Annotated in this window: 20 protein-coding genes and 1 riboswitch; of the genes, 11 read left to right on the plus strand and 9 right to left on the minus strand. The window is 59.5% G+C overall.

Going from position 1 to position 19,605, the window contains the following annotated elements:
- Window positions 1-25 precede the first annotated feature (25 nt).
- Window positions 26-487 (plus strand): DUF6314 family protein, encoded by a 462-nt coding sequence (locus tag BN1117_RS13850; RefSeq protein ID WP_082032606.1) that lies wholly within the window; start codon window positions 26-28, stop codon window positions 485-487.
- A 121-nt stretch (window positions 488-608) separates the two neighbouring features.
- On the opposite strand, the gene BN1117_RS19520 is transcribed toward BN1117_RS13850, so the two are convergent.
- The gene (locus BN1117_RS19520) at window positions 609-770 is read right to left on the minus strand and encodes a hypothetical protein (RefSeq protein ID WP_156129990.1); all 162 of its coding nucleotides are present in this window, start codon (window positions 768-770) and stop codon (window positions 609-611) included.
- Window positions 755-1,654, minus strand: a complete 900-nt coding sequence (locus BN1117_RS13855) for a DMT family transporter (RefSeq protein ID WP_040098270.1) — start codon at window positions 1,652-1,654, stop codon at window positions 755-757. The genes BN1117_RS19520 and BN1117_RS13855 overlap by 16 nt, the downstream gene beginning before the upstream one ends.
- A gap of 91 nt (window positions 1,655-1,745) precedes the next feature.
- On the opposite strand from BN1117_RS13855, the gene BN1117_RS13860 reads away from it, so the two are divergent.
- Window positions 1,746-2,705 (plus strand): LysR family transcriptional regulator, encoded by a 960-nt coding sequence (locus tag BN1117_RS13860; protein WP_040098271.1) that lies wholly within the window; start codon window positions 1,746-1,748, stop codon window positions 2,703-2,705.
- Here BN1117_RS13860 and trpS read toward each other — a convergent pair.
- Window positions 2,684-3,697, minus strand: a complete 1,014-nt coding sequence (gene trpS, locus BN1117_RS13865; protein WP_040098273.1) for a tryptophan--tRNA ligase — start codon at window positions 3,695-3,697, stop codon at window positions 2,684-2,686. The genes BN1117_RS13860 and trpS overlap by 22 nt on opposite strands.
- A gap of 192 nt (window positions 3,698-3,889) precedes the next feature.
- Window positions 3,890-4,327: a universal stress protein gene (locus tag BN1117_RS13870; RefSeq protein WP_040098275.1), complete on the minus strand. Its 438-nt coding sequence runs from the start codon at window positions 4,325-4,327 to the stop codon at window positions 3,890-3,892.
- Window positions 4,328-4,816: 489 nt separating this feature from the next.
- Here BN1117_RS13870 and fabV point away from each other — a divergent pair, with 489 nt between their 5' ends.
- The 6 genes from fabV (at window position 4,817) to BN1117_RS13905 (ending at window position 11,747) form a co-directional block, all read left to right on the plus strand.
- The gene (gene fabV, locus BN1117_RS13880; protein ID WP_040098278.1) at window positions 4,817-6,004 is read left to right on the plus strand and encodes an enoyl-ACP reductase FabV; all 1,188 of its coding nucleotides are present in this window, start codon (window positions 4,817-4,819) and stop codon (window positions 6,002-6,004) included.
- Between the two features lie 92 nt (window positions 6,005-6,096).
- Entirely contained in the window at window positions 6,097-6,621 is a 525-nt protein-coding gene (ftnA, locus tag BN1117_RS13885) for a non-heme ferritin (protein ID WP_040098279.1), read from the plus strand.
- A 149-nt stretch (window positions 6,622-6,770) separates the two neighbouring features.
- A complete protein-coding gene (locus tag BN1117_RS13890) occupies window positions 6,771-7,955 on the plus strand; it encodes a BaiN/RdsA family NAD(P)/FAD-dependent oxidoreductase (RefSeq protein ID WP_082032607.1) in 1,185 nt (394 codons plus the stop codon).
- Between the two features lie 81 nt (window positions 7,956-8,036).
- Window positions 8,037-9,710, plus strand: a complete 1,674-nt coding sequence (locus tag BN1117_RS13895) for a sensor histidine kinase (RefSeq protein ID WP_040098283.1) — start codon at window positions 8,037-8,039, stop codon at window positions 9,708-9,710.
- Window positions 9,704-10,447: a LytR/AlgR family response regulator transcription factor gene (locus tag BN1117_RS13900; RefSeq protein WP_040098284.1), complete on the plus strand. Its 744-nt coding sequence runs from the start codon at window positions 9,704-9,706 to the stop codon at window positions 10,445-10,447. Before BN1117_RS13895 ends, BN1117_RS13900 begins: the two co-directional genes overlap by 7 nt.
- A gap of 109 nt (window positions 10,448-10,556) precedes the next feature.
- On the plus strand, window positions 10,557-11,747 hold the full coding sequence (locus tag BN1117_RS13905; RefSeq protein ID WP_040098286.1) for an L-lactate MFS transporter: 1,191 nt from the start codon (window positions 10,557-10,559) through the stop codon (window positions 11,745-11,747).
- Window positions 11,748-11,823: 76 nt separating this feature from the next.
- Here the strand turns inward: BN1117_RS13905 and BN1117_RS13910 are convergent, their stop codons facing one another.
- Genes BN1117_RS13910 through BN1117_RS13925 form a run of 4 tightly spaced genes read right to left on the minus strand, consistent with a single transcriptional unit; the run spans window position 11,824 to window position 14,750 of the window.
- A complete protein-coding gene (locus BN1117_RS13910) occupies window positions 11,824-12,948 on the minus strand; it encodes a 5-(carboxyamino)imidazole ribonucleotide synthase (protein ID WP_040098288.1) in 1,125 nt (374 codons plus the stop codon).
- Window positions 12,945-13,454, minus strand: a complete 510-nt coding sequence (gene purE, locus BN1117_RS13915) for a 5-(carboxyamino)imidazole ribonucleotide mutase (protein ID WP_040098290.1) — start codon at window positions 13,452-13,454, stop codon at window positions 12,945-12,947. The genes BN1117_RS13910 and purE overlap by 4 nt, the downstream gene beginning before the upstream one ends.
- A 60-nt stretch (window positions 13,455-13,514) precedes the next feature.
- Entirely contained in the window at window positions 13,515-13,817 is a 303-nt protein-coding gene (locus BN1117_RS13920) for a P-II family nitrogen regulator (RefSeq protein ID WP_040098292.1), read from the minus strand.
- A 3-nt stretch (window positions 13,818-13,820) separates the two neighbouring features.
- Entirely contained in the window at window positions 13,821-14,750 is a 930-nt protein-coding gene (locus BN1117_RS13925; protein ID WP_040098294.1) for a sodium-dependent bicarbonate transport family permease, read from the minus strand.
- Window positions 14,751-14,854: 104 nt separating this feature from the next.
- Between BN1117_RS13925 and BN1117_RS13930 the strand changes: the two genes are divergently transcribed.
- The 3 genes from BN1117_RS13930 (at window position 14,855) to murI (ending at window position 18,802) form a co-directional block, all read left to right on the plus strand.
- Complete coding sequence (locus tag BN1117_RS13930) at window positions 14,855-15,757, plus strand: LysR family transcriptional regulator (RefSeq protein ID WP_040098295.1); 903 nt, start codon at window positions 14,855-14,857, stop codon at window positions 15,755-15,757.
- A gap of 35 nt (window positions 15,758-15,792) precedes the next feature.
- Window positions 15,793-15,970, plus strand: a riboswitch (cobalamin riboswitch).
- 52 nt (window positions 15,971-16,022) lie between these two features.
- Window positions 16,023-17,888, plus strand: a complete 1,866-nt coding sequence (locus tag BN1117_RS13935; protein ID WP_040098297.1) for a TonB-dependent receptor domain-containing protein — start codon at window positions 16,023-16,025, stop codon at window positions 17,886-17,888.
- Window positions 17,889-17,998: 110 nt separating this feature from the next.
- Window positions 17,999-18,802, plus strand: coding sequence for a glutamate racemase (gene murI, locus BN1117_RS13940; RefSeq protein WP_040098299.1), 804 nt, complete (start codon window positions 17,999-18,001; stop codon window positions 18,800-18,802).
- A gap of 7 nt (window positions 18,803-18,809) precedes the next feature.
- Here the strand turns inward: murI and BN1117_RS13945 are convergent, their stop codons facing one another.
- On the minus strand, window positions 18,810-19,301 hold the full coding sequence (locus BN1117_RS13945) for an RNA recognition motif domain-containing protein (protein WP_040098301.1): 492 nt from the start codon (window positions 19,299-19,301) through the stop codon (window positions 18,810-18,812).
- Between the last annotated feature and the right edge of the window lie 304 nt (window positions 19,302-19,605).

Here is a 19,605-nt window from a genome sequence, read left to right on the forward strand (position 1 = left end):
GTCAGTTGTCAATTTTAAGGGGGCTATGATGGCCGAGATGGAAGCGGCAATCCAGCGTTTATGGGCGCGATTGCCACAGGTCGGAGCATTTTCCTTTACCGCCAGTAATGGCGAGGGGTCGGCGACCGACTGGAATGGGCGGGGCGAGGGACGTGTGCAGGTGACCGATCATCAGGGTGGCTGGCTGTTTAACGAGCAGGGCTGTTACATCACGCCTCATGGCAGGGAGCTCACCATGCACAACCGCTTCTGGTGGCAGCAAAGCGAGAGGGGGGTCCGCCTCTCCCATCTGCGTTATGAGGCTCCGGTCGAACTGTTCGAGCTGCTGCCGCACGGGGATGGCCGCTGGCTGACCGCTGAATCCCATCTGTGCGGGGCGGATCACTACAGCGCCGAGCTGATCGAGATAAACGACGGATTTTTTCTGAGTTGGCAGATCAGCGGACCGCGCAAGAACGAGCGGCTCAGCTATCGCTATCTGCTCTGACGCCCGCTGGCAGAGATAAAAAAACCGGCGCAGAACGCCGGTCGAAGGGACAAATCGGAGGTTTTTTAAAACAGTCCCAAAAACAGGAGAGATAGACTCTCGTCACACACTCAGAACGAATTCAGACATGCAGGGCATAACTCAGTATGGCTTGCAGCTTGCTATCAAAGAACCAGGGTAACAGCACCATCAGTAATCCGAGCAGGCCTACCAGTCGCTGGCGATATTGCCAGCCGGCAATCAACACCAAGCCGCCACACAGAGATGTTACGATGCCTGACATAGGGTGGCCTCACGTTGCATGCGGCGTTGTTGCGCCCACTGGTTCATGGCGACCGAGCCGAGGATCAGGGCCAGGGCCACGCCGGTGGTGGGGTGGATCTGCTCGCCGAGGAACAGGGCACCCAGCATCACGCCGAACAGCGGCACCAGATAGTTGCTGAAGGAGGCGAACGTCGGGCCGGCCTTCTGGATCAGCGCCATGTAGAGGAAGTAGACCAGACCGGTACAGAGGGTACCCAGTACAGTGATCGCGCTCAGGGCCTGGGTGCTCGGCATGGCCAGATTGCTCAGGTCAACCATGAAGGGGGCGACCAGCAACAACTGGGTAGCTGAGGAGATCAGGATATTGCGGGCGACCACGACCGGATGGTCCTTGGCGAAGCGCTTGATCATCAGCAGTCCGATGGCGAAGCAGCTGGCCCCGAACAGGATGGCGACGGCCCCGAGCAGACCGGCGTTCATGCCCTGGGAGAGTTTTGGCCAGAACAGGGTGAGCACACCGGCAAAGCCAATGATCACCGAGAGCAGACCGGTTTTGGTGATTCTTTCACCAGAAATAAACAGTGGTGCAGCCAAGATAGTTACAAACGGGATACAACCCATGACCACGGCGGCGATGGCGCTATCCACATACTGTTGGCCCCAGGCGACCATGATGAAGGGGATGGTGGCATCCAGCAGGGCGATCAGCATATAGGTGCGCCACGGGGTGTGCTCACTCTTGAGTCGCATGAACAGGCAGAGCAGACCCAGGGTCAGGCTGCCGCACAGGGCACGACCGGCAGCCACCAGAATGGGGGGCAACTCGGCAACGGCCTGGTGCATGAAAATGAACTGGGAACCCCACAGCAGGCCAATGGCCAGCAATAACAGATAGCTACGCATTTGAATCTCCGATGTATTAAGCCAGCGCATTCTAGGCAATCTGTTACTATGGTAAAAATGAATTGTTGGCATTTAACTATGGCTAAAATCGATGGATAGCTCGCTCGCCCGTCTCGACCTCAACCTGCTCGCCGTATTCGACATGCTGATGCAGGAGCGCAACGTCACCCGTGCCGCTGAACGGCTGCATCTCTCCCAATCCACCGTCAGTCATGCCCTGGGGCGGCTGCGAGTCGCGTTAGACGACCCTCTTTTTGTGATGAGTCGGCGCGAGATGATGCCGACCGAGCGGGCCAAGGCGCTGGCCGGGCCGGTACGCCAGGCGCTGGCGATGCTGGAGCAGGGATTGCGACAGGCCAAGGGGTTTGATCCCGCTACCGCGCGGCGGATTTTCCGTATTGCCACCCCGGGTTCGGTAGAGCACGGGCTGGTGCCGGTGCTGGTGGAGAGGCTCCATCGGCAGGCCCCTCACTGTCGGCTTGAGGTGTGTGAGCTGGCCGACAGCAACTACGAGCGGGAGCTGGAGAAGGGGGAGCTGGATCTGGTGATCGGTTTCGCCGGGGCCAATCACCTCTCACCCCGCTTGTGGCGGGAGGAGTGGTTCAACAACCCGCTGGTCTGCCTGTCGCCCCTTGGCAGCGAATTGCCCGATGTGCTGACCCCGGTCGAGCTGGTGAGCCGTCCCCACATCCACACCTCCAGCTGGGGTCACAGTCAGGCGATGGTGGAGCTCTGGCTGGCCCGCTTCGGGGTGGAGCGGGAGCTGGGCGTGCGGTTGCCGAGCTTTATGGCGGTGCCGCCGCTGATGGCGACCGGCCGCTATCTGGTGGTGGTGCCCGAGATGATCGGGCGCCACTTCTGCCGCTACTACCCGCTGCGGATGCATCAGCTGGATCCGGAGATCCCCATCGTCTATCTGATGGCGGGCCACCCGCTGACCGCCCATGACGAGGCGATCGGCTGGTTCAAGAGTCTGCTGCACCAGCTGGTGTACGACCTCTATGGCGCCGATGCGCTCGGGACCCCCGCTCAGCGGATGCTGGCGAAGTAGTCGAGCCCCATGGCGCTTTTTACCTCTGCCAAGACCTCCTCGGTGATGGTGCGGGCCTGCTCGGTACCCTGATAGAGCAGCGCCAGCAGCATCTTCTTGTCGGCGATGGCCGCGGCCCGGCGCTCTCGCATCGGAGCGAGCAGGGTCTGCAGGCAGTCGTTCAGCACCTGCTTGCAGCGCATGTCCCCCAGTCCGCCGCGCCGGTAGTGCGCCTTCATCTCGGCCACCAGCGCCTTGTCGGGGTGGAAGGCATCGAGATAGGCGAACACCGTATTCCCCTCCACCTGACCCGGATCGCTCACCTTGAGGTGGTTGGGGTCGGTATACATGGCGAACACCGCCTGTTTGACCTCTTCCGCCGACATGCCGAGTTCGATGGTGTTGCCGAGGGATTTGGACATCTTGGCCTTGCCGTCGATGCCGGGCAGGCGGCCGGTGTCGCTCAGGATCGGCTGACATTCGGTCAGCACCTCTTTGCCTACCAGAGAGTTGAAGCGGCGGACGATCTCGTTGGTCTGCTCCAGCATCGGCAGCTGATCTTCCCCAACCGGCACGTGGCTGGCGCGAAAGGCGGTGATGTCGGCGGCCTGACTCACCGGGTAGACCAGAAAACCGGCCGGCAACGTGCGCTCGAACCCTTTCTGCTGGATCTCCGCCTTGACGGTAGGGTTGCGCTCCAGCCGGGCGACGCTGACCAGATTGAGGTAGTAGCAGGTGAGTTCGGCGAGGGCGGGCAGGGCGCTCTGCAGGCAGAAGGTGGTCTTGGCCGGGTCGAGGCCGACCGCCAGATAGTCAGCCATCACCTCCAGCACATTGTCGGTCACCTTGGCTGGATTGTGGCCGTTGTCGGTCAGCGCCTGCAGATCGGCGATCATCACGAATTGCCGGTAGTGGTGTTGGGCTTCGACCCGCTGGCGCAGGGAGCCGACATAGTGGCCGATGTGCAGTTTGCCGGTGGGACGATCGCCAGTCAGGATTACGGGGTTGTGCATGTCACTCTCTCCAGTTGGGTGAGCCGGGAGGCGACAAAGGGATAAAAACAGTTGACCGCCTCTCGGCGGTCACTGTGTTTTCTTTGGGAAATTTACAATAGAAACGCGGTGCCGCCTGTTTAGGAGCAGCACCACCAGTGGTTGTGATTGAATACGGTCATGTTCATAGCAAATCACACTACGCCGGTTTCATCACTTCTGCAAGGGGACGACCAGCAGATCGCAGGGTACCGTATTCATCAACTGGCGCGCGCTCGAGGTGAGCAGGCTCCAGAAGCTCTGGCGATGGCCGCACACCAGCAGGTCGATCTGGTACTCCTTGACCGCCTGATTGACTCGCTCGCTCAGATCGCCGCAGATCACCAGCTTCTTCTCGATGGGATAGTCCACCGAGGCCAGAAATGCCTCCAGCTTCTCTTTCGCTTCGGCGATCACCTGATCCTGCACGTTGTCGATATCGATATCGATCATCTCGGTGTAGAGATCCTTGAGGTCCACATCGACATGGATAACCGACAGCTTGGCGCCGTTGGAGCGGGCTCTGTCCACCGCCTTGTCGATCACCTTGCGGTTATCTTCAGAGAGGTCGATCGCGGCCAGAATATGCTTGTAATAGGTTGTTCCACTCATGGGATGTCTCCTTACCGATCCTTTACTCACTATACCAATCTCTGCTGAAACTAAAATGGTGTCTCAGGCACAGTTTCGGGATTTAAATGAGTTTAATTGTGTGTGGCAAAGGGTCAGCCACTTAGTCACTAACCACTATTTGCCTATAAATTAAACAGGAGTTTGACGCCGGTCACACCCCTTGGCTTGTTGATCAGGAGGGAGAGGCATAGGATGGACCCGTGCTTCGCAATGAACACAAAACAACAAAAAGCATCTGAATACCGCTTTGGGGAGCCACGTGCTCCCCTTTGTTTTTCTGCCTTATCTCTTGTCGCTTTTCTGACGGTTCGGGGACCGGAATCAAGTTAATCTTCCGTGATGTGGTTATGCTGTAGTCAGTTTCTTTGGCGGCTTTCCCATCATCATTCATCCCCAGATTCAGCAGTGGTGTGGCTTTGTCCGCAACGGTCATCCTTCATATCGTCTTGATGTATTGGAGATTCATTCATGATCATTCATCCACAGATCCAGGGTTGCGTTGCTCGTAACTGTCACCCCATCGGCTGTCGCGCCGCCGTGCAGCAGCAGATCGGTCACATCAAGGCTGCTGGCCCGTTCAGCGGCCCCAAGCGGGTGCTGGTGCTGGGAGCCTCCTCCGGGTTCGGACTGGCGTCACGCATTGCGCTCGCCTTTGGTGCCGGTGCCGACACTATCGGCATCTCCTTCGAGCGCGGCCCCTCCGACAAGGGATTGGGGAGCGCTGGTTGGTACAACAACATCTGGTTTCGTGAGGAGGCGGAGCAGGAGGGGCGTATCGCCATCAACCTGATCGGTGATGCCTTCTCCGATGGCATGCGCCAGCAGGCCATCGAGACCATTCGCCAGCAGCTGGGGCAGGTGGATCTGGTGATCTACTCGCTGGCGAGCGGTATCCGGGTGCTGCCGGATGGCACGCAAGTGCGCTCTGTGCTCAAGACTACCGGCCAGCCGTTTAGCGGTTGGGGGCTGGATCTGGAGCGCGATACCCTGGTGCAGCAGTCGCTGGCGCCCGCCACGCCAGAAGAGATCCGCGACACCGTCACCGTGATGGGGGGCGAGGATTGGCAGGTCTGGATGCAGGCGTTGCAGCAGGCCGATTGTCTCGCTGCTGGGGCGCAAACCGTGGCCTACTCCTATATCGGCCCCGAATCCACCTATCCCCTCTATCGGGATGGCACCATCGGTTATGCCAAGGAGCATCTGCACGCCACCGCCGAGACCATCAACCTGCAGCTGGCCGAGATTGGCGGCCACGCCTGGGTGTCGGTCTGCAAGGCGCTGGTGACCAAGGCGAGCGCCTATATTCCGGTGCTGCCGGTTTATCTGGGGCTGCTGATGGGGGTAATGAAAGAGCGCGGCGTCCATGAGGGCTGTATCGAGCAGATGCAGCGACTGTTCGCCGCCAAGATGTACGGGCCCAATGGGGTGGTGGCCGATGGCAACCGGCTGATCCGGATGGATGATTACGAGCTCGACCCGGCCATTCAGGCCGCCGTTTCGGCGCTCTGGCCCAAGGTGACGCCGGACAATTTCCACGCGCTGGGGGATTTTGCCGGGCTGCGGCAGGACTTCATGCAGCTCAACGGCTTCGAGTTGCCAGGGGTCGATTATGCTGCGCCGGTGGATGTCGCCTCCCTTGGCGAGCTGACCCCCTGAGCTAAAAGAAACGGGATCTCCCTCTCGTTGGCGGGTTGATTCGTGACGGGAGTGTGGCGACAATCGATACCAAATCACTGAGGAGAAACAAGATGCTGGCCCAAGCCATGATCGAGAAGTTGAACGAGCAGATTAACCTGGAGTTCTACTCCTCCAATCTCTATCTGCAGATGAGCGCCTGGTGCGAAGACAAGGGCTTTGAAGGGGCGGCGACCTTCCTGCGCCAGCACGCGGTCGAGGAGCGCCAGCATATGGAGCGTCTCTTCACCTATGTGAGCGAGACCGGTGCCATGCCGCGTCTGGGTGCTATTGATGCCCCTCCCCACGAGTTCAAGTCGCTGGGCGACGTGTTCCGTACCACCCTGGAGCATGAGCACCACATCACCAAGTGCATCAATGGTCTGGCCCACGTGGCCTTCACCACCCAGGACTACTCCACTTTCAACTTCCTGCAGTGGTATGTGGCCGAGCAGCATGAAGAGGAGAAGCTGTTCAAGAGCATCGTCGACCGTCTGGGTCTGGTGGGTGAAGATGGCAAAGGCCTCTACTTCATCGATAAGGAGCTGGCCGAACTGGCCAAGGGCGCCCCTGCCAGCATCATGGACAGCAACGCCTGATAGTCGTGGACACTTAGTGTTCAGCCAGTACAATAACGGCCCTTTTAAGGGCCGTTGTTTATTCTGGTGGGCAGTCACCGTTGTGATGTCAGCCAGAGGCAATCACGGTTCTGGCCAGGTGCCGTTTCTATTTTGATAAGTGAGTGATGATGAAGCAGGTCGATGTGGTGGTGATCGGGGCCGGTGCGGCCGGATTGATGTGTGCGGCGCAGGCGGGCTACCGTGGCCGTTCCGTGCTGGTGCTCGATAACGCCAAGAAGCCGGGCCGCAAGATCCTCATCAGTGGCGGTGGTCGCTGCAACTTCACCAACCATCAGGCGGGCGCTCACGCCTACCTGTCGGAGAATCCCCACTTCAGCAAGTCGGCGCTGGCCCGCTACACCCAGCAGGATTTCATCGATCTGGTGGATCGCCACGGGGTCAACTATCACGAGCGCACTTTGGGGCAGCTGTTCTGTCTCGAGAGCGCCAAGGAGATCGTCGATGTGCTGCTCACCGAGTGCGACTGGGCCGGGGTGACCCTGCAGTTCCAGACCGAAATTCTCACCGTCAGCAAGCAGGACGAGGGTTTCGTGCTGACCACCAGCAAGGGTGAGATCGGCTGCCACTCGCTGGTGGTGGCGACCGGCGGTCTCTCCATGCCCAAGCTGGGGGCGACCCCCTATGGCTTCAAGCTGGCGGAGCAGTTCGGCCTCAAGGTGCTGCCGACCCGCGCAGGTCTGGTGCCATTCACCCTCCATCAGGCGGAGAAAGAGGCGTTCGCCGATCTGGCTGGCATCAGCCTGCCGGTCGCGGTGACCGCCGAGGATGGCACCCGCTTCAAGGAGGCGATGCTGTTCACCCATCGCGGCCTCTCCGGCCCCGTCATCCTGCAGATCTCCTCCTACTGGCACGCAGGCGAGAAGATCCACATCAACCTGCTGCCGGAGCTGGATATTCCGGCTGCCCTGCGCGAATGGGCGCAGGCGCATCCGGCGCAGGAGCTGAAAACCGTGCTGGGGCGCGAGCTGCCCAAGCGTTTCGTCGACAAGCTGGTGGAGCTGGGCCAGCTGGTCAGCAAGCCGATGCGCCAGTACAACGAGCGGGAGCTTGAAGGGGTGGCCAATCTGCTGGGTGACTGGCAGATCCTGCCCAACGGCACTGAGGGGTATCGCACCGCCGAAGTGACTTTGGGTGGCATCGATACCAACGAGCTCTCCTCCAAGACCATGGAAGCGCGCAAGGTGCCGGGCCTCTACTTCATCGGCGAGGTGGTGGACGTGACCGGCTGGCTCGGCGGCTACAACTTCCAGTGGGCCTGGTCCTCCGGCTGGGTGGCCGGTCAGTACTGTTGATGTCACAGGGGCTGGTTTATCCGGCCCCGATTTATTGGGCAGGGTTAGGGTGATCGGTCGGATTGCCGCAAGGGGGCGCAGATGCTGGAGAATCAGATGATGTTGTTGGCGGTGTTCGAACGGGCGGCGCTGATGCTGATGACCCTCTTCTTCCTGACCCGCACCCGGCCGTTCCAGCGGCTGTTCCAGAAGCGGGATCACACCCCGGCCGAACTGGTGCTGGTGGCCTCCATCTTCTGTCTGTTTGCGGTGTTCAGCACCTACACCGGCATTCCGGTGGAGGGGGCGCTGATCAACGTGCGGATCATCGCCATTATCTCAGGCGGCATCCTGTTCGGCCCCTGGGTCGGCATTCCGGCCGGGGTCATCTCCGGCCTGCACCGCTACCTCATCGACATGGATGGTCACACCTCGATTCCTTGCCTTATCGCCAGCATCATCGCCGGCCTGCTCGCCACCTGGCTGCACCTGCGCTGCCGCAAGTCGCGACTCTGGCTCTATGGCATTCTGGCAGGAATGCTATGCGAAGGGCTGACCATGCTGCTGATCTGGCTGCTGACCGAGCCCCACGAAGTCGGGGTGGAGATCGTCAACCATATCGCCTATCCGATGATCGCCGGGGCGCTCTGCATCGGTCTTATCATCAAGCTGGTGCAGGATCTGGATGACGAGAAGGAGCTGATTGCAGCAAAGCAGGCCAAGCTGGCGCTCGATATTGCCAACAAGACCCTACCTTTCTTCCAGAGCATCGATCGCCACTCCCTCAGTCAGGTATGCGAGGTGATCCGGCGTGATATCAGCGCCGATGCGGTGGCCATTACCGACACCCATGATGTGCTGGCCTATGTGGGGGTGGGCAAGGACTATTACGAACTGGACGAGCACCACGCCATCAGCGGCATGACCCAGCAGGCAGTGCTGCTTGACCAGATCATCATCAACAACGATCTGCGCCAGTATCACCTCTCCGATTTCCACTCGGTCATCATTATTCCGCTGCGGGAAAACGGCGCGGTGAGCGGTGCTCTCAAGATCTACTACCGCCGCACCCACAGCATTACCAGCTCCCTGCGGGAGATGGCGGTGGGCCTCTCCCAGCTCATCTCCACCCAGATGGAGGTGTCGCGCATCGAGCAGCTCAAGGAGATGACCCGCAAGGCGGAGTTCACCGCGCTGCAGAGCAAGATCAACCCGCACTTCCTGTTCAACGCCCTCAATGCCATCTCGTCGCTGATCCGCATCCGGCCCCAGCAGGCGCGCCAGCTGATTGCCAATCTGGCGGATTACCTGCGCTACAACCTCAACAAGGGGGATGAACTGATCGACATTCAGGAGGAGCTGCAGCAGGTGCGCGACTACGTGGCCATCGAGCAGGCCCGCTTCGGCGACAAGCTGGAGGTGCTGTTCGAGGTGGACGATGTCCACATTCAGGTGCCGAGCCTGCTGTTGCAGCCGCTGGTGGAAAACGCCATCCTGCACGGCATCCAGCCACGCAGTGCGCCGGGTCGGGTCACCATCGAGGTGAAGCAGCTGGCGGGCGGCATCCGGGTATCGGTGCGGGACACCGGTTACGGCATCAGTCAGGCGGTGATCGACGGGGTGGCCGCCGGTCGGGTGGAGAGCCGCAGCATAGGCCTGATGAACGTGCATCAGCGGGTCAAGCTGCTCTACGGCGACGGCCTGCAGCTCAGACGGCTGGAGCCCGGAACCGAAGTCTGTTTCTATCTGCCGGATCAGGAGGCGATGCCATGTTGAAAGCCATTATTGTCGAAGATGAATATCTGGCCCGGGAGGAGTTGGTCTATCTGGTGGGCCAGCACAGCCAGATTGAGATAGTGGCGAGTTTCGAAGATGGGCTGGAGGCGTTCAAATACCTGCAGGATCACGAGGTGGACGTGGTGTTTCTGGATATCCAGATCCCCGCCATCGACGGCCTGCTGCTGGCCAAGAACCTGCACAAGTCCAGCCATCCGCCCCACATCGTCTTCGTCACCGCCTACAAGGAGTTTGCGGTGGAGGCGTTCGAACTGGAGGCGTTCGACTACATCCTCAAGCCCTACAACGAGCCGCGCATCATCAATCTGCTGCAAAAGCTCGAGCAGGCGGGCAAGTCGCAGCCAGCCACCACGGGGGAGGCGAGCGTCGAGGGGAACAGCCCCCACAATCGCACCGTCAATCTGGTGAAGGGAGAGCGCATCATCGTCACCCCCTGCGAACAGATCTACTACGCGGAAGCGGACGAGAAGCTTACCTATGTCTACACCCGCGATGATCGCTACGTGATGACCATGACCATCAGCGAGTTTGTCAGCCGGCTGCCGGCCGAGGGGTTCTTCCGTTGCCACCGCTCCTACTGCGTCAACATCAACAAGATCCGCGAAATAGTCCCCTGGTTTAACAGCACCTATCTCATCCGGCTCCATGATCTGCCGTTCGAGGTGCCGGTCAGTCGCAGCAACATCAAGGCATTCCGTCAGCTGATGCGGCTCTGATTGTCATTCATTCCCGCCGATCTGCATTTCATGCCTTAATCTGCCGGCGCGAGCTGCGTCTTGCCTATAGTGGCCTCAATTTCCTGAAGGCCATCGATCGAGACGTACCATGACCATCGACCAGAATCGTACCCGCTACCTCACACTGTTGGGGACCATCATCACCCAGTTCGCGCTGGGATCCGTTTATACCTGGAGCCTGTTCAACGCCCAGCTCTCCGACAAGCTGGGCGAGCCGGTGAGTCAGGTCGCCTTCGCCTTCGGCCTGCTCAGCCTGTCGCTGGCGGTCGCCTCCTCCATGGCGGGCAAGCTGCAGGAGCGATTCGGTGTGCGCAACGTGACCCTGGGCGCTGGTGTGCTGCTCGGCATCGGCTTCTTCCTCACTGCCCATGCCAGCAATCTGGCGATGCTCTACCTCTGCGCGGGCATTCTGGTCGGTTTTGCCGACGGTACCGGCTACCTGATGACCCTCTCCAACTGCGTGAAGTGGTTCCCGGAGCGCAAGGGGCTGATCTCCGCCTGCTCCATCGGTGCCTATGGCCTCGGTAGTCTCGGTTTCAAATATATCAACCTGCTGCTGCTCTCCAGCTCCGGCCTTGAGACCACCTTCCAGCTGTGGGGGCTGATCGCCATGTCCATGGTGCTGGTGGGTGGCATGCTGATGAAGGATGCGCCCAAGCAGGCCGCCTCCGTGCAGCAGAGCGAGAGCCGTGACTTCACCCTGGCCGAGGCGATGCGCAAGCCGCAGTACTGGATGTTGGCGCTGATGTTCCTCACCGCCTGCATGAGTGGCCTCTACGTCATCGGCGTGGCCAAGGATATCGGTGAGAAGATGGTGGGTCTGCCTGCCGTGGTAGCTGCTAACGCCGTTGCCATCATCGCCATGGCCAACCTCGGCGGTCGTCTGGTGCTGGGTATTCTCTCCGACAAGATGTCCCGTATCCGGGTCATCACCATCGCCCAGTTGATTACCCTGGCGGGCATGGCGCTGCTGCTGTTCGTGCCGCTCAACGCCAACCTCTTCTTCGTGGCGGTCGCCTGTGTGGCGTTCAGCTTCGGCGGCACCATCACCGTCTACCCCTCGCTGGTGAGCGACTTCTTCGGTCTCAACAACCTGACCAAGAACTACGGCGTAATCTATCTGGGCTTTGGTCTGGGCAGCATCATCGGCTCTATCGTGGCCTCCCTGTTTGGCGGCTTTATGGCGACCTTCCACCTGATCCTGGTGTTGCTGGTGGTGGCGCTGGTGCTCTCCCTCACCATCCGCCTGCCTGCACCGGTAGCGGTGGAGCGGGCTTGATCACCATCCCGGACTGCGAGCAATAAAAAGACCCGGGTCATTGGCCCGGGTCTTTTACATTGAAGGGGCGCGAGACTCAGCGAGGCGGCAGCCCCAACAGGTTGCGCAGCTGGCTGGCGGTAGCCTCCACCACGGGCCACTCCCGGCCGGTGACGGTGACGTGACCCATCTTGCGGCCGGGGCGGGCCTCGCCCTTGCCATACAGGTGCAGATGCACTCCGGGCAGGGCCAGAGCGCCAGCCCAGTCTGGCGTGCCGTTTTGCCACAGATCCCCGAGCAGGTTGAGCAGGATGGCGGGCTGTACGTCAGCTTGCGCTGGCAACGGCAGATCGCACAGGGCGCGCACCTGCAGCTCGAACTGGCTGCAACCGGCGTTGTCGATGCTGGGGTGACCCGAGTTGTGGGGGCGGGGCGCCATCTCGTTGACCAGCAGCTCGCCACCGACCAGGAAGAACTCCACCGTCAACACGCCCACATAGTCGAGGGCGGCGATGATGTGTTCGGCGATACGCTGGGCATCGCGCTCCAGCGCAGGCACATTGGCCGGTGAGCGGGTATGATCCAGAATGCCGCCGCTGTGCCAGTTCTGAACCAGCGGAAGGGCACTGATGATACCACTCGGGTTGCGCGCCAGGGTCAGGGCAAACTCCCCCTCCAGCGGCAGACGTTTCTCCAGCACGCAGGGGACGCCGCTGGCCGTCAGGGCCGCAGGCAGCTCCTCGGCGTTCTGGATAGTCCACTGCCCTTTGCCATCGTATCCTTCGCGGGCAGTCTTGAGGATGGCAGGGAAGAGCTCTTCAGTGATGGCGGGCAAGGGTTCGCCCGGCAGCAGGGTCAGGTTCGGGGCGACCGGCACACCGGCGCGGGCCAGAAAGGCTTTCTCTTCCCGGCGATCCTGACAGACCCGCACTGCACTGGCGGCCGGACGCACCGGTTTGTGCTGCTCCAGCAGGGCCAGGGAGGCGGCGGGCACATTTTCGAACTCGCAGGTAATGGCATCGCAGCGGCGGGCCAGTTCGGCCAGAGCCTCGGTGTCGTCATAAGCGGCCACTATCTGATGGTCCGCTGCGGCACCGGCGATGCTGGCGGGGTCCGGATCCAGCACGATCACCTGATAACCGAGGCGATGGGCTGACATCACGAAGTAGCGACCGAGCTGGCCACCACCTAGCATGCCGAGGGTGGCGGGAGGCAGGATCATGCCGGCTCCTCCAGCGTGAGTGCCAGCACCCGGTCGCGCTCGTTGGCACGAAAACCGTCGAGCTGTTGCTGATAACGGGGGGCATCGCCATCCTGCGCGACCGAGAGCAGGGAGACGGCGAACAGACCGGCGTTGGCTGCGCCCGCTTCACCGATGGCGAAGGTGGCGACCGGGACACCCTTGGGCATCTGCGCGATGGAGAGCAGGGAATCCATCCCCTTCAGTTGACGAGTCGGGATCGGTACCCCCAGTACGGGAATGGTGGTCTTGGCAGCCAACATGCCCGGCAGGTGGGCAGCGCCACCGGCACCGGCGATGATGGCGCGCAGACCGCGTTCGCGGGCACTGGCTGCGTATTCAAACAACAGGTCCGGGGTGCGATGAGCAGATACCACGCGCGCCTCGTAGGGGACACCATGCTCCTTGAGGATACGAGCAGCAGCTTGCATCACTGGCCAGTCGGAATCTGAGCCCATCACCAGGCCGATTAAAGGGGGGGTCGTCATTACGGCTTCCTTGGATGTCAAACGTTTGCTGCATGTTACCAAAAAGCCGCGTCAGCGGGTTCAAAATTTCTCGCTGCGCACGATTTCCACCTGCTGCAGAAACGCCACCATGGCGTAGTGCGGGTAGTAGCGCTCCTGCAGGTGGGCCAGCAGCCGCTCCGCCAGCTCGCGGCTGCAGACTGTCTCCAGCCGAATGTTGCCATTCTCGCTCCAGCTGCCATCACGCTCCCCGTGATCGCCCCGACCACGGGCATCGCTGATGGTATAGCCACGCAGACCCTCACGGGTCAGGGTGCGGAGCAGGGTCGCTTCCAGTGCCGATTCGGTGATGACGGTGAGCAGCGTTCTCATCTCAGTTTTCATGACTCAAGACTCCGCAAAAAAGTGGGCCCACTGATAGTAGAGGGGGATCCCCAGCATGATATTGAACGGGAAGGTGACCCCCAGTACGGCACTCAGCGACAAGCCCGGGTTGGCCTGTGGCAGAGCGATACGCATGGCGGCAGGTACCGCGATATAGGATGCGCTGGCCGCCAGGGTGGCCAGCAGGGTCAGGCCACCGAGGGAGAGGCCCATCAGGCTGCCAGTGGCCAGGCCCAGCCAGGCCGAGGCTAGCGGCATCAACAGCGCGAAGCTGAGCAGGAACAGGCCGTGGTGCCGCAAATCCCGGCTTTGACGGGCAACGATCAATCCCATCTCCAGCAGGAACAGCGCCAGTGCCCCCTTGAACAGGTCGACAAACAGGGGTTTGAGCGGGGCAACCCCCTCGGGGCCTGCCAGATAGCCGATCATCATACCGCCAATCAGCAGGGTGACCCCCTTGCCGAGAAACGCCTCGTGAGCGAGTACCCGCCAGCGGGTGTCACGGCTGATCCCGCGGGCCAGCACTATGCCCACCAGAATGGCCGGGATCTCCATCACTGCGAGGAAGATGGAGAGCTGGGATTCAAAGCTGATGCCCCGTACGGTCAGCCAGTTCACCCCGACCGCGAAGGTCGCCACACTGACCGAGCCATAGTGGGCGGCGGTGGCGGCAGCGTCGATCCGGTTGAGTTTGACCCTTAGCAGGGCGAAACCGATCAGGGTTTGCCCAATTCCGAGCAGGATCACCAGGCCCAGTTGCGGCAGCAGTGGCAACAAGGGTTGTTGTGATAGACCCACACCCCCCTTGAGACCGATAGCAAGGAGCAGGAAGAGAGAGAGGGTGTCATAGAGTGCGGGCGGCAGTTTCAGTTCGGAGCGCAGCAAACCGGCCAGCAGACCAAACAGAAAAAACAGAACAACGATATCCAGCATAGGGGGATTGATAGCCAAGAACAGGTTGTATGATGCTAGGGCTTGTAATTTATCGATAAAATCAGATTATTACTGATGAAACTTCGATAAAAACTGATAACACCATGCTCAACTATAAACAGCTCTATTACTTCTGGCATGTGGCACGCTGTGGCGGTGTGACTCGGGCAGCGCAGCAATTGCATCTCACGCCGCAAACCATCAGTGGCCAGGTCAGCGAGCTGGAGCAGGTGCTGGGGGTGGCCCTGTTCAGTCGGGTAGGTCGTCGCCTGGTGTTGACGGCCGCAGGTCGGCAAGCGCAAGAGCAGGCAGATGTCATCTTTTCGCTGGGGGCCGAATTGGAGCACACCCTGCGCCATGCCAGTCGGGAGCTGACCATGCAGGTGGGGATCGCCGACTCGGTACCGCGCACCCTGGCGTTCGAGTTGTTGGCCCCTGTTATGGCACTGGCAACCCCGTTGCGGCTGGTCTGTCATGAGGAGCGGGCCGAGCAGCTATTCAGCGAATTGGCTCGTCACAAGTTGGATATGGTACTGATCGACAGACCCCTGCCAGCTGACAGCGGGTTTCGCGGCTACAACCACGAGCTGGGGCGCAGCCCGCTGGCGCTGTTTGCCAGCCCGGAACTGGCAGCGCGAGCACGGGACGGTTTTCCCGCCTCGCTGGAGGGGTTGCCCCTGCTCATCCCCGGCGAGAAATCTGCAACGCATGATCGGCTGTTGGCCTGGTATCGCCAACAAGGGATCAATCCCCACCTGGTGGGGCAGTTTGATGACTCCACCCTGATGAAGTCATTCGGCAAGGCGGGTATGGGGATCTTCCCGGCGCCGCTGGCGATGGCTGACGAGATTGGTCGTCTCTATGGGGTGGAGCGGATCGCGACCCTGAAAGAGGTTACCCTCTCTTACTATCTGGTCTCGGCCGGGCGTCATCTCTCCCATCCCGGGGTACAGGCGGTGATGGCGGGTGCCCGAGCCAGACTGGCGGCGTTAGAAAAGAGTAAGTAGAAATCTGGATGGCTATACATCCAGTATGGCACTGCCTATAATCCTCCCGCTTTGGCGCATCATGCTTAATAGGGAATCCGGTGAGAATCCGGAGCTGGCGCGCAGCGGTAAGGGGGAACGAAGCGACATCAGGGCACTGCCGTCAGGCGGGAAGCCGTCGCCGTAGGCCATCAGCCCCCGAGCCCGAAGACCTGCCAGAGTTCGTATTTCGGGCCGAGAGAAACCGGCCACGAAGTAGATACTTACGCGAACTTAAGGATCTCTCATGTCGAAGAAATTTCTGGCGGCTGCCCTGTTGCCGACGGCGGCGTTTGCTCAAACCACCATCCCCATCAATCCCACTCTGGTGATCACGGCCAATCGCGTGGAACAGCCAGTCAGCTCGGTGCTGGCGCCTGTTGTGGTGATCGAGCGTGCCGAGATCGAATCTCGTCAGGTACAGAGTTTGCCTGATCTGCTGAAAACCCTGCCTGGTGTGCAGATGGCGACTCTGGGAGGCCGGGGCCACATCAGCAGTCTGTTTGTCCGTGGAACCAACTCCAACCACTCTCTGGTCTTGATGAATGGTCGTCCGATTGCCGCCATGGTGGCGGGCACTCCCGACCTCAGCCAAATTCCGCTCGGCAATATCGAGCGCATCGAGTATATCCGTGGCCCACGAGCGGCAGTGTATGGTTCTGATGCCATTGGCGGCGTTATCAACCTCATCACCAAAACATCCGCCAAGAATGGCAGCGAGACACATATCAAAGGCGGTGCTGGCAGCAATGGTTATGGTCAGGGCGAGCTAAGAACGGTTCAGTCATTGGGCCAAAAAACCGATATGAATATGCTCATCGGCTACGAGCGTACCGATGGTTTTGATATTAAGGCGCAAGATGGCTTTACCCCTATACAGCCTGATCGGGATGGGTTTGCTGGTTTGAATGGCCAGATTGGTCTGAATCACCGTTTCAATGATGCCTGGAGTGCCGACATTAACGCACAGGGTTACAACAACCTCACTGATATAGATGGTAGTGAAGACTGGCTTGCGCCCGGCGTTCCATCATCAGATCAAAGTCGGGTTCAGGCTTTCCAATATGATGGTGGTCTTAAATTCCAGAGTGAGACGTTGATCAGCCGGTTAGAGGCCAGTTATGGCGAGAACAAGCTGAAGAACTGGCTGGAGAGTAATGGGGAAGAGACTGGCCAACCCATTCATACAGGTTTGACACGCTTATCCTGGATCAATAGCTGGAGTGGTATTGAAGGGGGCAGCCTGACAGGCGGTGCAGATTGGCAGCGTGAGGAGATGAAGTCAGACTCTCGAGGGTCTAACAAAGCTTTCAATGCCCCCGACCGCGACAATACCGGTCTGTTTGCCGTGGGGAGCTACCGTTGGCAGGCGCTGCTGTGGGAGCTTTCTGGTCGTACCGATGACAACCAGCAATATGGTCGTCACAACACCTGGTCTGCCGCCAGCGGGCTGGATATCGATGAGAACCATAATGTTCGGCTGAGCTACGGTACTGGCTTCAAAGCGCCCACCTTCAACCAGCTCTATTATCCGGGGTCTGAGAATCCGACACTCAAGCCTGAAGAGAGCAAAAACCTGGAGTTGGGTCTGTCAGGTCGCTATTCAGCATGGGATTGGTCTGTAAATCTGTATCGCAACCGCATCGACAATCTGATTTATTGCCTGACTAGTATGAGCTACACCTGCAATCCCAAAAATACTACTGCGGATATCAAAGGGGTGGAAACGGAGCTCGGCATCGACACCGGACCAGTGCATCATCGTTTGAGCTACGACTACACCAGAGCCAAAGATACGGGTAACCAGGATTTGCAGCTGCTGCGTAGAGCTGAACATAAAGGCAGCTGGATCGCAGATACCCGATTCGATGCCGCAACACTGACTGCTGAGCTGCTCTATGTCGGCAAGCGCTATGACAATAACTGGGCGACTAGCCAGCGGGTGGAACTCGGTGCCTATACGCTGTTAAACCTGGCTGCCAGTTACGAGGTGACTCAGCAATTTACCTTGGGAGGCCGTATAGATAACTTGTTCGATCGTGATTACGCCGCTGCCTATGGTTATGCATCACCGGGTACCGAGTTCAAAGTGACAGCCGACTACCGCTTCTGATGCCTTATTCGGTTCATCCTTGAAAAACTGAGGCCCTGCCATTGGCGGGGCCTTTTCTATTGACGGCAGGCGGGAGTATGATCGCCCCCTTGCAGCAAAGGGGAGCTCAAGTGGCCAATATTCTCGTGTTCGACTCCGGTATGGGTGGCCTGACCATCTACCGCGAGATCCGCCGCGTTCTGCCGGCACACAACTATTTCTACTGCTTCGACAACGCCCACTTCCCCTATGGTGAATTGAGCGAGCCCGCCCTCATTGCTGCCTGCACCCGCTTGGTGACCACCATGGTGGCCCGTCATCATATCGATTTGGTGGTGATCGCCTGCAACACGGCCAGCACCATAGCGCTGCCGGCCCTGCGTGAGGCGCTGGATATTCCCGTAGTGGGAGTGGTGCCAGCCATCAAGCCCGCCGCTGCACAGACTCACAACGGTTGTATCGGTCTGCTGGCTACGCCGGGCACGGTGAATCGCGACTATACCCACGAACTGATTGCCCAGTTTGCCCCCGGCAAGCGGGTGCTGCTCAAAGGCACAACCGAGCTGGTAATAGAAGCGGAGCACAAGCTGGCGGGCCTGCCGGTCAATATGGCGCTGCTGCGCGAGGTACTGGCCGACTGGCTGGAGGGGGAAGAGAAGCCGGATACGCTGGTGCTCGGTTGCACCCACTTCCCGCTACTCAATGAAGAGATTGGGCAACTGATGCCGCAATGCCAGCTTATTGACTCGGGCTGTGCCGTCGCCAAACGAGTGGCCTGGTTGCTGAGCCATGGCGGGCATGCCGCCGTGCAGCCTCTATATATAGAAGAGGTGATAGCCAGCGCTTACTGTACCCGGCTGGATGGGGAGGCCCAAAAACTGACAGCCCCCTTGCAAGCATGGGGGCTGTCATCACTGGAAGAGGTAAGGTACTGACGAGCGGTTAAACGTCAGCTTCGCTACCTTCCCTTTCTTCTTTATCACGTTTGTCATTCGCTTCACGCACCTTGAGGGTGCGCTGCTGGTACTCTTTGTCATTCAAAGCAGCAATCGCCTTGGCGGCATCGGCGGCGGGCATTTCCACGAAACCGAAACCTCTGCGCTTGCCGGTTGCCTTGTCTTTCATCAACCGCACGGAAATGACCTGGCCCTGTTCGGCAAACAACTCGCGCACAGCAATCTCATTGGCGCGATAGGGCAGGTTGCCTACATATAAGGTGCAAGTCTCCTGATTGGCGATCGACTCGGCGACGTTAGCCGGGGTTCGCTTCAGGAGCAGTGGTACCACGAAACCACCGATGGCCAGACCGGCAGCAAAAATCACTTCCACTTTCAAAGAGAACTGCAGGGCCTGGGCAACCAGGTAACCAACCACTGCCAATACCAAAGCAAGGATAGCGGCCTGTGTATAGACGGGAAACTTGGATAAATTCATCTTATAAAGACCTTTTGTAAATGAAAGCAAAAAAGGTGCAACACTATATTCACCTCCATGGTAACCAGCTTTCCTGATTGGCGCTACCATGGACCACTCGGGAGAGGTTATCGGCTCCAGTATGGCATTCCCAAGCTCACTAAAGGCGACATAAATGACGCTAAAATGGGAGTGATATAACTGGATTGTGGATAACATTGTATATATACACTGAACAAGTTGTTTCTAATTGAATAATTTGAAATTTTCGTGATTTTCTTCAAAAAAAGTCTTGTCATCGCGTCGCGGCTCCCTATAATGCGCC

This window comes from Aeromonas australiensis (assembly GCF_000819725.1).
GTDB lineage: Bacteria > Pseudomonadota > Gammaproteobacteria > Enterobacterales > Aeromonadaceae > Aeromonas > Aeromonas australiensis.